This is a genomic window from Ruminococcus albus AD2013, assembly GCF_000526775.1.
GTDB lineage: Bacteria > Bacillota > Clostridia > Oscillospirales > Ruminococcaceae > Hominimerdicola > Hominimerdicola alba_A.
In genome coordinates this window covers 2,403,936-2,419,422 of the sequence record NZ_JAGS01000001.1, presented here as the reverse complement: position 1 = coordinate 2,419,422, position 15,487 = coordinate 2,403,936, and the positions used below count along the sequence as shown (strand labels likewise).

Annotated in this window: 12 protein-coding genes and 5 tRNA genes; 9 read left to right on the top strand and 8 right to left on the bottom strand. The window is 46.5% G+C overall.

Features of this window, described 5'->3' with window-relative positions:
- Position 1: 1 nt before the first annotated feature.
- From N773_RS0110720 to N773_RS0110710, 3 genes are all read right to left on the bottom strand, one after another.
- Positions 2–562, bottom strand: coding sequence for a hypothetical protein (locus tag N773_RS0110720; RefSeq protein ID WP_155250883.1), 561 nt, complete (start codon positions 560–562; stop codon positions 2–4).
- Between the two features lie 311 nt (positions 563–873).
- The gene (locus N773_RS0110715; RefSeq protein WP_024857788.1) at positions 874–2,949 is read right to left on the bottom strand and encodes a glycoside hydrolase family 3 C-terminal domain-containing protein; all 2,076 of its coding nucleotides are present in this window, start codon (positions 2,947–2,949) and stop codon (positions 874–876) included.
- 44 nt (positions 2,950–2,993) lie between these two features.
- The gene (locus tag N773_RS0110710) at positions 2,994–3,893 is read right to left on the bottom strand and encodes a hypothetical protein (RefSeq protein ID WP_024857787.1); all 900 of its coding nucleotides are present in this window, start codon (positions 3,891–3,893) and stop codon (positions 2,994–2,996) included.
- A 317-nt stretch (positions 3,894–4,210) separates the two neighbouring features.
- On the opposite strand from N773_RS0110710, the gene N773_RS0110705 reads away from it, so the two are divergent.
- A complete protein-coding gene (locus N773_RS0110705; RefSeq protein WP_024857786.1) occupies positions 4,211–5,065 on the top strand; it encodes an AraC family transcriptional regulator in 855 nt (284 codons plus the stop codon).
- Positions 5,066–5,169: 104 nt separating this feature from the next.
- Here N773_RS0110705 and N773_RS0110700 read toward each other — a convergent pair whose 3' ends face one another.
- Positions 5,170–6,372 (bottom strand): 6-phosphofructokinase, encoded by a 1,203-nt coding sequence (locus N773_RS0110700; RefSeq protein WP_024857785.1) that lies wholly within the window; start codon positions 6,370–6,372, stop codon positions 5,170–5,172.
- Positions 6,373–6,719: 347 nt separating this feature from the next.
- Here N773_RS0110700 and efp point away from each other — a divergent pair, with 347 nt between their 5' ends.
- Positions 6,720–7,277 (top strand): elongation factor P, encoded by a 558-nt coding sequence (efp, locus tag N773_RS0110695; protein WP_024857784.1) that lies wholly within the window; start codon positions 6,720–6,722, stop codon positions 7,275–7,277.
- A gap of 45 nt (positions 7,278–7,322) precedes the next feature.
- Complete coding sequence (locus tag N773_RS0110690; RefSeq protein WP_024857783.1) at positions 7,323–7,736, top strand: CD1247 N-terminal domain-containing protein; 414 nt, start codon at positions 7,323–7,325, stop codon at positions 7,734–7,736.
- A gap of 130 nt (positions 7,737–7,866) precedes the next feature.
- Here the strand turns inward: N773_RS0110690 and N773_RS0110685 are convergent, their stop codons facing one another.
- Together N773_RS0110685 and N773_RS0110680 are read right to left on the bottom strand one after the other, a co-directional pair.
- On the bottom strand, positions 7,867–8,784 hold the full coding sequence (locus N773_RS0110685; RefSeq protein WP_024857782.1) for an AEC family transporter: 918 nt from the start codon (positions 8,782–8,784) through the stop codon (positions 7,867–7,869).
- Between the two features lie 160 nt (positions 8,785–8,944).
- The gene (locus tag N773_RS0110680; RefSeq protein WP_051454321.1) at positions 8,945–10,576 is read right to left on the bottom strand and encodes a SulP family inorganic anion transporter; all 1,632 of its coding nucleotides are present in this window, start codon (positions 10,574–10,576) and stop codon (positions 8,945–8,947) included.
- A 451-nt stretch (positions 10,577–11,027) separates the two neighbouring features.
- On the opposite strand from N773_RS0110680, the gene N773_RS0110675 reads away from it, so the two are divergent.
- The 6 genes from N773_RS0110675 (at position 11,028) to N773_RS0110650 (ending at position 13,864) form a co-directional block, all read left to right on the top strand.
- A complete protein-coding gene (locus N773_RS0110675) occupies positions 11,028–12,971 on the top strand; it encodes a cellulase family glycosylhydrolase (protein WP_024857780.1) in 1,944 nt (647 codons plus the stop codon).
- A 318-nt stretch (positions 12,972–13,289) separates the two neighbouring features.
- Positions 13,290–13,362, top strand: a tRNA-Val gene (locus tag N773_RS0110670).
- 44 nt (positions 13,363–13,406) lie between these two features.
- A tRNA-Asp gene (locus N773_RS0110665) sits at positions 13,407–13,480 on the top strand.
- A 7-nt stretch (positions 13,481–13,487) separates the two neighbouring features.
- Positions 13,488–13,563 (top strand) — tRNA-Phe (locus tag N773_RS0110660).
- 4 nt (positions 13,564–13,567) lie between these two features.
- Positions 13,568–13,640 (top strand) — tRNA-Gly (locus N773_RS0110655).
- Positions 13,641–13,791: 151 nt separating this feature from the next.
- Positions 13,792–13,864: transfer RNA gene (locus N773_RS0110650), tRNA-Gly, on the top strand.
- Between the two features lie 66 nt (positions 13,865–13,930).
- Here N773_RS0110650 and N773_RS0110645 read toward each other — a convergent pair.
- Positions 13,931–15,004, bottom strand: coding sequence for an aminopeptidase P family protein (locus N773_RS0110645; RefSeq protein ID WP_024857779.1), 1,074 nt, complete (start codon positions 15,002–15,004; stop codon positions 13,931–13,933).
- Positions 15,005–15,058: 54 nt separating this feature from the next.
- Positions 15,059–15,487, bottom strand: coding sequence for a YrhA family protein (locus tag N773_RS0110640; RefSeq protein WP_024857778.1), 429 nt, complete (start codon positions 15,485–15,487; stop codon positions 15,059–15,061).

The window sequence follows — 15,487 nt, the reverse complement described above, 5'->3', positions numbered from 1 at the left end:
GTCATGCTTCCTCCTCAGACTCGGGAGTTCTGTCCAGCCAGAGATAAAAAGCGTTCCTCAGCACATAATACATACCTATCATCAGGTAGCCGTACCACATGATCATTTCTCCTGTTATCTTTACAGAATCTTTATGTATGCGGTTGCAAGCCATATTAACTGCCATACCAAACACCATGGTGGAGATTATCAGCCCTTTAGCCGAATATGCAGTAGCTTTCAGCATAAGCTCCTTGGCGAGCTCGTCCTCGGGCTCTTTTTTATATCTTCCGGATATTATCAGCAGCACAACATAAACTGCTGTCGCCGCCACAACAGCCGGGGTCTGCTGTCTGATACTGCCTATCGACCTTGATATCATCGCCGCTACAGCTATCACCGTCATAACCACACCCAGAAGCAGATTTACCACTGCCTGTCCCTTGACACTTATGGACTTTCTCGGGTCTGTCTTGTAGCGTTCGCGTGCTATCTTTTCAAGCATTTCCCGTCTTTCGGCGCGGGTGATATCTTTGCGCTGATATTCCTTATACAGTTGTCTGACTTTCTCATTGTCACGCATAATAATGCCTCCGTATGTCTTTTGTTCTGCTGTCTTTTTGTTTTCTGTCAAAGCCTTTATAAAAGCAAGAAGTGATATATTCATCACCTTATGTGACAATAATATCACACAGAATTGCATTTGTCAATGCCTGATGTGATAAATTTGTCACTTTTGTTGGATGTTACAGCATAACATAAGAAATCGGATAGCCGATAGTGCAAATTGTACAATGCCAAAAGTTTGTTATATACGCAAAAAAGCCCTCAAAAGAGAGCTTTCCGCGTTTAATGGGTATATATGAGAGAGAGTAATGCAAGTTTATGTGCGCGTTACTTGGTTATATCAACGCTTGCGCACTTGATACCCGTCAGCTTCTCGCTGAGTGCATCAGGCTGAGAGGTTCCTGCAAACAGAGTGAACTTGCTGCCGAATACCTTTCTCACGCCGTTGTCGTCAACTGCTGTGAATGCCTTTTCAGGAACTTCTATCTCGAATACAGCGGTCTCGCCTTCATTCAGCTTAACGCGCTTGAATCCGCACAGGCTGACATTGGGTACTGCGTGTTCGCAGTAGTCCTTAATATAAAGCTGTATAACGTCCTCGGTAGCCTTGCCGCTGTTTTCTGCGGTAACTACTGCCTTGCCGTCCTTGTATTCAACCTTTGTGACCTTAACACCGCCGTAGGTAAGTCCGTAGCCGAAAGGATACAGTACGTTCTCGGTGGTGTAGCGGTATGTTCTGCCCTTCATGGAATAATCAGTGAATTCGGGCAGTTTATCGGTATCCTCATAGAATGTAACAGGCAGCTTGCCGGAAGGTGAAACATCACCGAAGAGAACCTCAGCCAGTGCCTTACCGCCCATTTCACCGGGATAGAATGCGTGTATCAGTGCATCGGGCTTGCTTTCGGGATTTATAGCCGAACCTGCGCATACAACAGTAACAACAGGCTTGCCCAGTGCCATTATCTTCTTCACCAGTTCTCTCTGGGGAGGAGGCAGTGTCAGACCATTCTTGTCGCCCGAGGAGAACTCGTTGCCGGTATCGCCCTCTTCGCCCTCGATAGTAGCGTCGAGACCAAGGCAGAGTATTGTCATATCAGCGAACTTAGCAGCTGCAACAGCCTCTGCATAACGGTCGCCTGCCTGTGCCAGATTAGAAACTCTGTCCTTGTACAGGTGGCAGCCCTCAGCGAAGATGACTCTGCCGCTGAATCTGTCCTGAATGCCGTTCAGGAATGTTATATATCTGTCGGAAAGACCATTGTAGTTGCCCTCGAGTGCTGTTCTGCTGTCTGAGTTAGGACCTATAACTGCGATAGTCTTGTACTTCTTTTCATCGATAGGCAGTATGCCGTTGTTTTCCAACATAACAAGGGACTTCTCAGCACACTCAAGTGATACAGCCTTGTGTTCCTTGCAAGCTACCTTATCGTAGGGGATATCATCGAACTCAGTCTTCTTATCGAACATACCAAGTCTCATTCTTGTGCGCATCAGGTGTACACAAGCGGTACGGATATCTTCCTTGGTAACAGCACCCTTTTCAAGTGCTACCAGAAGATTCTGATATGTACAGCCGCAGTTAACATCGCAGCCTGCTTTCAGTGCCATAGCGGTAGATTCGATAGCGTTGGCGGTTACCATGTGATTTTCGTGGAAATCGCGTATAGCCCAGCAGTCGGAAACGAAGTAGCCGTCAAATCCCCATTCTTTCAGCTTAGCCATCAGGAAATCACTGGCGCAGGCAGGTTCACCGTTTACACGGTTGTACGCGCCCATAACGCTTTCTACCTTAGCTTCCTTTACCAGTGCCTCAAATGCAGGGAGATAAGTCTCCTCCATATCCTTTGCATTTGCCTTGGCATCAAATGAATGGCGTATAGCCTCGGGACCACTGTGTACTGCGAAATGCTTAGCACAAGCAGCAGCCTTCATAACTTTTCCGTCGCCCTGAAGACCTCTTACAACAGCCTTGCCGTTGCGTGTGGTAAGATAAGGATCTTCACCGAAAGTCTCATGACCTCTGCCCCAGCGGGGATCACGGAATATGTTTATATTAGGTGCCCACAGAGTAAGACCCTTGTATATATCGCGGTCTTCCTCCTTAGTGTAGACATTGTACTTAGCTCTTACTTCCTCCGAAGTTACTTCGGCAGTTTTCTGGGTCAGTTCATCATCGAACATAGCCGCAAGACCGATAGCCTGGGGGAACATGGTAGCAACGCCTGAACGTGCAAAACCGTGTATGCCCTCGTTCCACCAGTTGTATGCGGGTATTCCCAGTCTCGGAACGGCAGGCGCGTCGTATCTCAGCTGTGACGCCTGCTCCTCCGTAGTCATTTCGTCTGTGAGCGCTTCAGCTCTTTCCTCCGCCGAGAGGGTTTCATCAAGGTACTTTTTCATGACCTTCCTCCTAACCTTTCATAATTATATTATATATCACCTGATCATTTGCCGACAGCTGTTCTTATCTTATCGAGCTGAGGCTCTGTATCTCCCTTGTTATCCAGCAGATGCCATGTCTCTGTGACCTCGGCAGTCTCGCCGGGCTGATACTTTCTCTTTTCACCCAGTATCTCACATTCAAGGAACTTGCTGTTTGTATACATTTCAAAATTGCAGGAATAATCGGGGTATTCAACAAACTGATACTCACCGAAGCACTTAACGAATATCTGCTCGTTAACAGCGTAAGCCGCAAAGCCGTCCTCAACATTGAAGCCTGCCTTGAATGCGCCCTGTATGAACTTGTCCTGTCTGATGCGGACATACTCATTAGTCAGCTTGAAGCGGGGGTCGTTGATATCGGAATAATCCCACAGGCTCATTACTCTGTTAGGCAGATAACCCGATTTTCTTGTACACATCGGTATAACAGCCGTGCCGCCTGCGGTAAGACCTGTTATTGACCAGAGAGCAAAATCTGCCTCCTTGTCGCCGATATTCTTTATGCGCTGTGTAACTGTAACTATCGGCTTGCTTGCATCGAGAGTTATAACAGTTTCAAGCTGCTTGCCGAAAGGCGTAGCGGGGGGAGTGAATGTTACGGTGTCGCCGTCTGCTTTGTATGCAACGGGGTCGTTGTCGGGGTTATAGGTCTCGGGGATAAGCTCGGGAGCTACCCAGAGTCTGTGACCGCCTCTGTTGCGCCAGGTGCCGTAGCCCTCAACATCAACAGTGAAACTTCCTTCTTCGTCTTCCAGCATAACGTTTTCTCTGCCGTTAAGTGCGAAGTAAATAACTCTCGGGCCGAACTCAACAGTCACTGCGAGAGCACAGGAATCATTCTCTATAAACACGCATTTACCGTAGCTTTTGTATTCTTTTTCTGATATCTTAACGCTCATAAAAAGCACCTCCGCTTACATTTTGTTATTTGATTATACACTGAATACCCGATTTTTGCAACTCATTTCTTGCGTTATCGGTTACAAATATTGCTTATTTATATAAAAAAATTGTGATAAATTCCAGAATTCTCTGTTGAATATATTGAAAAATCAAAAGTTTTGTGTTATAATATGTAACAAGATACAGCAATTTTTTGTCTGTCGGGTGGAAAACAGACAAGTCATTTTGGAATATCGGTTATGAAATAATATGGAGTAATTTATGCGCGGCAAGGGTAGTAAAGCCGCGTGATCAGACGGGGGTAGAAACGATCATGATAGTACATCTGGACGGGGATTTTGAGACAGTCGATTATGTTGAGAATCGAAGTGTCCTGATCTACGATAATGTAGATAATGAAGAGTATCCTGTGCACTGGCACAATGCCATCGAGATAGTTATGCCGCTGACAAACGGCTATACTATGATGTGTGACGGAAAGACCTATGATCTGCATGAGCGGGATATTATGATAGTACCTGCGGGCACGCTGCACGCTATGAAAGCGCAGTCGGGACGCAGACTGATCATGCTGTTCGACAACAGGAGCATAAGCTCGAATCCTGCATTGTATGACCTTTACTCGGTGCTTAAATCGCCTGTTATGATAGGAGAGGAATCCGATGAGGAACTCAGGATATCGCTGGGCAACCTCATAAAAGAGATCTATACGCTGTACAGCAATTTTGATGTTCTTTCTGAGGTATATATCTACATCAAGCTGCTGACACTGCTTGCAAGGATCAAAGAGAATCAGATCAGTGCTGTGAAGTATGACGATGAAAAATATCTGGAAAAATTTGGTAGTATTATCAAGTACATCGAGCAGAACTATATGTACAATATCACACTTGATGATCTGGCAAGAATGGCGGGATACAGCAAGTATCATTTTTCCAGGATATTCAAAAAATACAGCCGTACGACCTTCATAAGCTTTTTGAATCACAGAAGGATAAAAGCTGCTGAAATGCTGCTGCTCGATGAGAATATCTCGGTAACAGAAGCAGCGATGCAGGTAGGATTTTCAAGCCTGACCACCTTTAACAGAGTATTCAGGGAAATAAAGGGCTGTACACCTACTGAGTTCAGGAAGCTGTATAAGCTGACGAATGTTACGGGAGATTAAGCGGTAAACAGCAAATGCCAAGAAGGAGAGTCTGAATAAAGCTCTCTTCCTTGGCATTTTTTTACGTATAATAATACTTACCCTGCACTAATTTGCTGCAAATATCATTTCAGCTTGAAATGTACAGGCATACCGTTTTTCATGGCTATCTTCACTTCGCCCTGTATAAGGGGCAGGAAGTATCTTACAGCCTCAGGCGTGATATCGTTGCGGGCATGGTTCACCCACTTTTTCGGGAAGAACTTTTCCTTGTTCGCTACCTGCGAAGCATCGGTTGTCTCAACGGTTATAACATAGGGAACATCGCTGAGACGCTTGAAGTATACCATCTTGCCCGATTCCCCCGCAAGGGCGCGCTTGACACCCTCACTGCCGATAAGCTCGGCTTCGTCGATATCGGTTTTGGAGCAGATATGTGAGGAACACCTCTGCATAACGTTCAGCTCGATGGAACGTACTTTACAGCCTATCCTGTCCTTTACCAGCTGTTCAAGGGTCTTGCCTATGCCCGACAGGTACTCGTGACCGAAATTATCCACCACGATATCCGTCCTGTTCTCCTCGGGTATGCGCACACCCTCGGATACCGCCACGATGACCGCCTTGTGCTTAGCCTGCATTATGCGCACATCTTCAAGAAACTTGTCAGCATCAAGGTCACATTCGGGAAGATATATCAGGTGGGGGGCTATCTCGTCATTAGCCCTCAGCACACAGGTAGAAGCCGTCAGCCAGCCTGCGTGTCTGCCCATTATCTCGATGATAGTTACCGAATCCACCGAATATACCGAACTGTCGCGGATTATCTCCTGCACGGTAGCCGCTACATATTTCGCCGCCGAACCGAAGCCGGGAGTGTGGTCGGTTATGGGAAGATCGTTGTCGATAGTCTTCGGGATACCGATGACCCTGATATCAGAACCCACCGATCTCAGATATACCGAAAGCTTATCCACCGTATCCATCGAATCGTTACCGCCTATGTAGAAAAACGCCTGGATACGATGCTTTTCAAGATTTGCCTGTATCTTGCGGTAGACCTCATCATCTTCGTCCGCCGCAGGAAGCTTGTACCTGCATGAACCGAGTACTGTGGAGGGCGTCTGCCTTAAAAGCTCCATATCCTCATTGGATCTTATGACCATTTTGAGGTCGATGAGCTCGTCCTTGATCATGCCCTCGATACCGTTGATAGAGCCGAAAACAGCGTCTATCGCGGGAGTTTTCAGCGCTTCCTTGAATACCCCTACCAAGGACGCGTTGATAGCACAGGTCGGTCCGCCCGACTGAGCAACTGCAATATTCATTTGTATACCTCCGTATAACACCTTATTTAAGCGGACACCACTCCGCTTTCCCAAAAATTATAGCACATTTGGCTTTCAAATTAAAGAGAGAATTTCAAATATTAATAATCTTTTCAGTTTTTCACAAAAATTTGTACGGTCGATAACGGCAAGATATAAATATTTACCGTAAAAAGCCCTGCCTTGGGGCGATTTGGTAATATGCGAAAAATTTAATGCTAATAATTTTTAAAAAGTTTTTTAAAAGACTTGAAATGGAGCGCGAAATATGGTATGATTATGATATGTAAATGTGCAAATATGATTTGGACAAATATTTTTTAAGAAAATAATGGAGGTACTTAAATATGGTAACAGCCGGCGATTTCAGAAATGGTATGACTTTTGAAGAGGAAGGCAACGTAATGCAGATCGTTGAATTCCAGCACGTAAAGCCCGGTAAAGGTGCAGCTTTCGTAAGAGCAAAGGTAAAGAACGTAATTACAGGTTCTGTAATTGAAAAGACATACAACCCTACTGCAAAGTTCCCTACTGCTTACGTTGAGAGAAAGGATATGGAATATTCTTACAGCGACGGCGATCTCTACTACTTCATGGATGCAGAGACTTTTGAGCTGATCCCCGTAAACAAGAGCGAGCTTTCCGATAACTTCAAGTTCGTTAAGGAGAACATGGTATGTAAGATCCTTTCCTACAAGGGTCAGGTATTCGGCGTTGAGCCTCCTTTCTTTGTAGACCTCGAAGTTACAGAGACAGAGCCCGGCGAGAAGGGCAACACTGCTACAAATGCTACAAAGCCTGCAACTGTTGAGACAGGTGCTGAGATCAGAGTTCCTCTGTTCATCAACACAGGCGACAAGATCAGGATCGACACACGTACCTGCGAGTACATGGAGCGTGCATAAGTCACAACAAACAGGTCATTATCTGTGAAAAGGAGGGCGGCTGTAATGGAGCTCAGCAACAAGGCAGCTTATATCAAGGGTCTTATGGAAGGCATGAAGATCGATGAGACCACCGATCAGGGCAAGGTACTGAAGGCTATGGCTGAACTGATGGAGGAGATGGCAAAGGCTATCGAGGACGTTACTGTTCTGGCTGACGAGACTGTTGATGTAGTTGACAGTTTAAGCGACGATCTTTCCGATCTGGAGGACGATTTCTACGATGAGTTCTACGGTGACGACGATGATGAGGATTATGACTATGATCCCGATGACGACACACTTTACGAGTGTGTATGTCCTACCTGCGGCGAGACCATTGTTATGGACGACAAGATGGTCGAGAGCGGTTCGATAGAATGTCCGAACTGTGGAGAGAGTCTTGAATTTGATTTTTCAGAGGACGATACCGAGGAATAATATCCGCTTTTCATGAATAGCAAACGGCACTTTTGTCAGATGACAGAAGTGCCGTTTTTATATGCAAAAAAAGGCGGCAACAGCCGGAACTCTCTTCCGTGGCTGCTGCCGCTTATTTGATGTTTTGTATTCAGAACATTTCGCCCAGCATCGTCACCAGCGGGAGTGTAAGTCCGCTGAGTAGAGTGCTTACTGCAAAGAATTCTGAACAGCGTTCGGGATTTTTGTCGAACTGTATGGCGAACATGGTACCTGTTGTTGCAACAGGGCAGGCAGATGCTATCAGCACTACCATTTTTACCATGTGGGGCGCCGGCAGGAATTGCACCAGCGCAAAGGCAACTATGGGCAGTAAAAACAGCTTGTAGGCGCACACCATGTAAAGCCCCTTGTTTTTCAGGGCTTTCAGCACGTTTGTCTGTGCCGCCGCTGAGCCTGCTATCAGCATGGCTAGGGGAGTGTTCATATCCGAGACATACTGCAAGGATGTGTGAAGTATCTCGGGCAGACGTATCTGCATAAGGTAGAATATAAGCCCTATGAACACCGCTATCACGGAGGGTGAAGTCGCCGCCTTGATGAATGATTTGAAATCGCGGCTCTCTTTCATGGTCATGTAGCCGTGGGTCCATACAAGGATGTTGAAAAGTGTTATGTACGCCGTGAGGTAAAGTACGCCCTCATCGCCGTAAATTCCCCGTATTAGCGGTATGCCGATGAATCCGCAGTTTGAATATACAGCCGAGAAGCGCTCCAGAGAATGTTCGGGGCGTTTTTTGCTTATAAGAAGTGTTGAAAGCGCTATCGCTACCCCGAAGGTTATTCCTGAAAGCAGGAACGACCACATCAGACCTCTCAGCAGTTTGCTGCTGTACTCACTCTGGTAGGACATGAATATCAGCAGCGGGTTGACGATATACAGCGCCACCTTAGAAAGCTGCTTGTTGCCCTCCTTGGTTATCAGCCCTTTCAGACTGCACCATAGTCCGATGAGGAGTATTATGAACATAATGACTATCTGCTTTAAAATAACAACTCCTGCTCCCATAAAATGCCCCCTTTTAAAATATCACTTCATCAGTATAAATTTTTTATATGAATATTTATACGGTATTTTTGATATATTCCGAAAATACGCGTCAGTAAATGTATACGGCAAAAGCGGAGAACAGAAAAGTCCTCCGCTTTAAACGATCATAAATTCGGGCTTACTTTGCGGAAGCTGCCACGATGCTGTTCTCGATTGCTTCGGCACGGAGGAGTGCGGTATCTATATGGTCGCAGAAATTCTCCTTGCCGACGTGTTCGATGAAACCTGCCTTTTCCATGGCGTGCATGGGCTGTTCGTTGACGTGTGAGAATATTACCTTTACATTGTTCTTTTCACAGCGCTTTACGATACCCATAAGTGCTTCGACACCTGCGGCATCTATGGCGGGCACGTTTCTCATACGTATGCAGAGAACGTCGATATTTTCATCGGAGAGCATATAGCTGTACTTATCGGCAGCCGCAAAGAACATGGGTCCGTTTATCTCGAATACTCTGGTATTCTTTGGTATCTTTTTAAGGAGTATATTATCGGGGTCGGTGTCCTCGTCGTCAACATCTACCCATGCATGAGCCTCGGTAACATCAGCCATACGCTTCATGAACAGCAGTGAAGCCATTACCATGCCTACTCCTATGGCTACTACGAGGTCGAATACAACGGTGAATACCAGTGTGACGAAGAGTACAGCGATATCGCTCTTGGGAGCGGTCTTTATAGTGTTGCGGATATTTCGCCAGCCGCACATATTGTATGCCACCACAAAGAGTATTGCCGCAATGGTGGGCATTGGTATCAGCGATGCCTTATCCATCAGCAGGCAGAGTATTATAAGTACTACAACGGAATGTACCATACCTGCAATGGGAGTTCTGCCGCCGTTCTTGACGTTTGCGGCTGTACGTGCGATAGCGCCTGTTGCGGGGATTCCGCCGAAAAGCGCAGAGCCGATATTAGCGGCACCCTGTGCGATAAGCTCCATATTGGAACGGTGCTTTGAACCTATCATACCATCGGCAACAACGCATGAAAGCAGTGATTCAACAGCTGCGAGTATTGCTATGGTGAAAGCGTTGGGCAGGAGTGCCCTTACTCTTGCAAAGGTGAAGTGAGGTACGGTAAAGGGAGGAAGATCCTTTGAAACTTTGTACAGGCTTCCTATGGTGTTTACCTTCATATCCAGCACGCCCACCATCACAGAACCGACTATTACGGCTATAAGCGAAGCGGGTATCTTCTCCAGCTTTTTAGGCCAGAAGATGAGTATTGCCAGTGATACAGCGCCCACAAGAAGTGCCTGCGGATTAAGACTGCCGAAGCAGAGGACTATCTCCTTTACCTTGTCAACGGTTTCAACCGGGGAGTTTTTGAAGGTCAGCCCGAAGAAATCCTTGATCTGACCGATAAGAATGGTCACGGCTATACCAAAGGTGAAACCGCTGGTTATAGTGCCGGGGATATACTTTATCAGCGCACCAAAGCGGCAGAAGCCCATGACGATCATGATAACGCCCGCCATTATGGTGGATATCACAAGACCTTCCATACCCTCTGTGGCAACGATGCCTGCAACGATGGTGGCAAATGCGGCAGTAGGACCTGCTATCTGCACACGGCTGCCGCCCAGGAATGCGACTATGAATCCTGCAACGATGGCGGTATACAGACCCTGTTCGGGACCGACACCCGACGCCAGTGCCAGCGCGATGGAAAGCGGCAGTGCGATTATAGCTACTATCACACCTGCGGTGACATCATTTACCAACTGACCCTTTGAATAGTTTTTCATTACCGAGAAAAGCTTTGGTTTCAGCTTACTTTCGGTAGGCTTTTTTGCGACCTGCTCCAAATCATTTCATCTCCATAAATATTTTTTGCCAAAAACGGCACAGCTTTTACATTATACTACTATAAAACAGGGATTTCAATGTATTTTTTATTACATATTTAATTTTGTAGGCTTGTTTATAAATCGGGGTAATTTATACGGATTTGTGTGTATTTTATCCTGTTAGATATGGCTATTTGGGCATTTGCAGACAGGTGCCGCGGTTGAATATTTTTATAATATTGAATGTGCATATACCCATGACGGACTTGTTGCACGAAAGTCTGCAGGATGATGGCAATTTGTTTATATCTACATCTTTACAATCAAAATTAAATGTGCTATAATCAATATATTAGGGCATTTTGTGCCGAAGGGATATGGTGTAATATTTTATGTAAGGAGAATGTAAATGAACCGAGGTATCTCAAAAAAGGTCATTGCGGGCTTTGTTGCCATGGGCGTGGTCATCATCGGACTGATAATCGCGCTGGTCGTTACAAACCGCGGCAAGGACGATGATTCCTGGAAGACTTCTTCGCCGAAGAAAAAGTCGGAAACAGTATCTTCCGAGGCTGAAGAAAGCGAAGCGGAAGAAGAGGAGGAAGAAGACTCCGAGGAAGAGGAAGAAGAGGAGGACTCCGAAAGCGAGGAGGAAGAATCCGAAGCTGAGAAAGAGGACGATGTAAAAAAGGAAGGATATGTAGTAAACTGGTCTTCGGGCAACAGCTGGGAAGACAGCGGCAAGCAGATGAGCGGTCTGGATATCGGCATTGCCAATTACAGCGATGATGCTGTCAGCGGCTGGAAGCTTGAACTTGAAGTTGCAGACCTGAAATCCGTCGATGGCTGGAACGGTACTTTTACCATCAAGGGAAATACACTCACAATAACAAATGCGGATTACAACGGCGATATCGCAAAGGGCGGCACTGTGACACTGGGATGCAATATCGGTACAGGCAGTTCGCTGAATGTTAAGAGCGCGAAGCTCAATGGTGTTACCTGCACCCTGAAAAAAGGCAAGGTAAGCCAGAACAACAATAACAATAATAACAACAATAACAATAACGGCAACAACAACGAGAAGAAGGACGTTGATGTTAAGAAGCTGCTGAAGCGTTCCAAAAATGCAGAACAGGGCGATGACTGGCTGCATACCGACGGCAACAAGATACTTGATGCTGACGGAAAGCAGGTGTGGCTGACAGGTGTTAACTGGTTCGGCTACAACACGGGCACCAATACCTTTGACGGCCTGTGGAACAGCGAATTTGAGCCTACCATCAAGGCTATTGCAGACCACGGCTTCAACCTGATACGTGTACCTATGTCTGCTGAACTTATAAACCAGTGGGCGGCAGGGGAGTATCCTCAGGCGAACTACAACAACGCTTACAACGAGGAACTCAACTCAATGAACTCTCTGCAGATATTCGACTATTTCCTGAAACTGGCAGAAGAGAACGGAATGAAGGTAATGCCCGATATCCATTCGGCTAACACCGATGCGTCGGGTCACAATGCTAATCTGTGGTACACTGACAGGGTCAGCGCAAAGGAGTACTATGCTGCACTGGAATGGCTGGCTGACCGCTACAAGGACAATGACACTATTATAGCTTTCGACCTGAAGAACGAACCTCACGGCAAGCCTGCCGAGGGCGATCAGGCGGCTATATGGAACGACAGCAAGGCTGACAATAACTGGAAGTACGTTGCTGAAACTGCTGCAAAGAAAGTTCTGGCAAAGAACCCCAACGTTCTTATAATGGTAGAGGGTACTGAGATATACCCCAAGAACATCAAGAAGAACGGCGATTACAAATCGCAGGATAACGAGGATTACTACTTCAACTGGTGGGGCGGAAATCTCCGCGGCGTAAAGGATTATCCCATAGATCTGGGTAAGTATCAGGATAAGCTGGTATACTCTCCACACGACTACGGCCCCACTGTATACGAACAGCCGTGGTTCGAGGGCGGCTACGATTTCAAGAGCCTGAAAAAGGACTGCTGGCAGGATAACTGGCTGTACATCCACGAGAAAAAGACCGCACCCCTGCTGATAGGCGAATGGGGCGGATTCATGACCGAGCCTAATATCACCTGGATGACATATATGCGCCAGCTGATAAAGGAAAATCATTTGAACCACACCTTCTGGTGCTTCAATGCGAATTCGGGCGACACAGGCGGACTTGTCCTTGATGACTTCACCACATGGGACGAAGAAAAGTACGAGTTCGTAAAGGAAGTGCTCTGGCAGGAGGGCGGCAAGTTCGTTGGACTTGACCACAAGATAGCTCTCGGCAAGAACGGCATAAATCTTTCAAAGGCAAAGGGTCTGAAATAATATAGTAAAAGTTCGATATATGCTTTTGCGAGGTTCACAAAGAAGCAATGTCGTTTACTGTAACCAAGGGCGGAGAAATGATTCTCCGCCCTTTTTGCGCGGTTTTAAAAGGGTCATGGGAGAATATGTCCTGTTTGCTTTGTTCATTATCTGCAATAGTTTTCAAGAATTTGAAATTTTGCAGGGCTAATTTTACAAAGTGAAAAAAACTCAAAAAAAGTTTGAAAAACCTCTTGACAAATGGGGGTTGATGGTGTATAATAGATACTGTTGTGAGGGACGAAACGAAAACGAAACGAACTTCACAGGTAAGAATATGGGGGTTTAGCTCAGCTGGGAGAGCATCTGCCTTACAAGCAGAGGGTCACAGGTTCGAGCCCTGTAGTCCCCATCAGTCAGATGTGTGCAGAACTTCTGCACACGACTTTCTGACACGGCCCGGTAGTTCAGTTGGTTAGAACGCCGCCCTGTCACGGCGGAGGTCGTGAGTTCGAGTCTCATCCGGGTCGCTTATATGCTTCTGTAGCTCAGTCGGTAGAGCAGGGGACTGAAAATCCCCGTGTCGGTGGTTCAATTCCACTCGGAAGCACCATTTTGCGGATTTAGCTCATCTGGTAGAGCGCCACCTTGCCAAGGTGGAGGTAGCGAGTTCGAGCCTCGTAATCCGCTCTTGATATCCCGATACTTCGGTGTCGGGATATATTGATTAATGCGGGTTTATTTCAACGCTAGAATACCTTTCTTCCTGAGAGGAGAAACTTGTTTAACTCAAGTGACCCGCTCCACTGAATGCCGATAGTTATATCGGCATTTTTCATATGCGGATTTAGCTCATCCGGTAGAGCGCCACCTTCCCAAGGTGGATGTGGCGAGTTCGAGTCTCGTAATCCGCTTTTTATGTATAAAATCAGAGGGCGTAAGCAATGGTCTTATGCCCTCTGTTTATTATAATAGTATACTTAAAGACAGATAAGCTCTTTACGCGCAAGAGTCATATTCTCACAGCCGCCCGCCCTGACGATGGCGAAATCCTCTATTCTTACGCCGAATTCGCCTTCAAGGTATATACCCGGCTCGATGGTGATGACGGAATTTTCTGGGATAACTGCGTTTGAAACAGGGGAGCCGTAGGGTTCTTCGTGTATCTCCATACCTACGCCGTGGCCGAGGGAATGTCCGAATTTGTCGCCGTAGCCTGCGGCTTCGATGATATCTCTTGCGGCGGCATCGAAGTCCTTGCCTGTGATATCAGCTTTAAGGGCGTTGATACCTGCCTGCTGGGCTTTCAGGACTATGTCGTAAACCTTGCGCATCTTGTCGGTAGGTTCGCCCACGCATACTGTCCTTGTCATATCGCTGTGATAGCCGTCAACAACTGCGCCGAAGTCCATCAGCACGAATTCGCCTTTCTGCACGCGCCTTTCGGAGGGCACGCCATGGGGCATGGAGGTGTTGGGTCCGCTGAGGACTATGGTATCGAAACTCAAAGTCTCTGCGCCGTGTGAAAGCATGAAATAATCCAGCTTCAGCTGCATCTCTTTCTCGGTCAGACCCTCTTTGATATAGCCCAGCATGAACTCGAAGCCCTGTTCGGCTATGCGCTGTGCGGCTATCATTTTTTCGGTCTCATCGGGGGATTTCACCATGCGTATCTGACGTATCAGCCTGCCGAAACGTCCGTCTGCGGGTATCTCGGCTTCAAGCTTGTTGCGGTAATGCGCCAGCTGACTTACGGTGCAGGTCTGGCTGTCGATGGCTATTTCTTTAGCTCCGTGTTTTTTTATAAGTTCGTTCATCTGGGCAAATCTTTCTTCGCCCCTGCCCTCGAGTATCACAGTGCAGCCCACTGCGGTGGCACGCGCTTTTTCGATGTACCTTGAGTCTATTATAAGGTAGCTTTCCTCGGGGAATACCAGCACAGTACCTGCGCTGGACTTCATCTGCGTGAAGTAACGTCTGTTGACTTCATCGGTTATGATGCCGCATCCGCCGACTTCTGCTATCCTTGATTGCAGGCGTTCAAGCCTTGTCATAATTTACACCCTCGTTCTATTTAATAAGAATACAGCAACAGCCTTTTCTGATGGTTATACTTCAAAGAAAGCATACAGCAGTTCAATAAAAGAATCAAACGTCCCGAAGCTTTCCATTGTTCCGTTGCTGAGTATCTGATATTTCTTTCCGCTGATATTGTAAACGATGTAGTCTATACTTGATTTTCCAAGCAGGATATAGTCGGTAATATCCGTCATATCCCTGAAAGATGAGTTGAACCGTATTATATCCATGCTCTTTTTTCTCGGATATTCGGTCAGGAACTCTTCATCATACACCCCGCAGATACTGCGTCCGTCATATGACAAACCATTTGTGTGGTGGAGAAGTTCGATATAGTCTTTGGGTAATCCAACTTCAAATAAATAATAGAATTCTTTATCTGCATCGTTTATCTTTTCCTGTGTCGGCTTTTCATATGCAGCCGTATCGGGCAGCTTTGAAAGAAATTCTGTATACAT

Coding starts and splice junctions, on each gene's coding strand:
- N773_RS0110675 (WP_024857780.1), top strand. CDS start 11,028: ATGAACCGAGGTATCTCAAAAAAGGTCATTGCGGGCTTTGTTGCCATG.
- N773_RS0110700 (WP_024857785.1), bottom strand. CDS start 6,372: ATGAATATTGCAGTTGCTCAGTCGGGCGGACCGACCTGTGCTATCAAC.
- efp (WP_024857784.1), top strand. CDS start 6,720: ATGGTAACAGCCGGCGATTTCAGAAATGGTATGACTTTTGAAGAGGAA.
- N773_RS0110640 (WP_024857778.1), bottom strand. CDS start 15,487: ATGTATACAGAATTTCTTTCAAAGCTGCCCGATACGGCTGCATATGAA.
- N773_RS0110705 (WP_024857786.1), top strand. CDS start 4,211: ATGATAGTACATCTGGACGGGGATTTTGAGACAGTCGATTATGTTGAG.
- N773_RS0110685 (WP_024857782.1), bottom strand. CDS start 8,784: ATGGGAGCAGGAGTTGTTATTTTAAAGCAGATAGTCATTATGTTCATA.
- N773_RS0110690 (WP_024857783.1), top strand. CDS start 7,323: ATGGAGCTCAGCAACAAGGCAGCTTATATCAAGGGTCTTATGGAAGGC.
- N773_RS0110680 (WP_051454321.1), bottom strand. CDS start 10,576: ATGAAAAACTATTCAAAGGGTCAGTTGGTAAATGATGTCACCGCAGGT.
- N773_RS0110645 (WP_024857779.1), bottom strand. CDS start 15,004: ATGACAAGGCTTGAACGCCTGCAATCAAGGATAGCAGAAGTCGGCGGA.
- N773_RS0110710 (WP_024857787.1), bottom strand. CDS start 3,893: ATGAGCGTTAAGATATCAGAAAAAGAATACAAAAGCTACGGTAAATGC.
- N773_RS0110720 (WP_155250883.1), bottom strand. CDS start 562: ATGCGTGACAATGAGAAAGTCAGACAACTGTATAAGGAATATCAGCGC.
- N773_RS0110715 (WP_024857788.1), bottom strand. CDS start 2,949: ATGAAAAAGTACCTTGATGAAACCCTCTCGGCGGAGGAAAGAGCTGAA.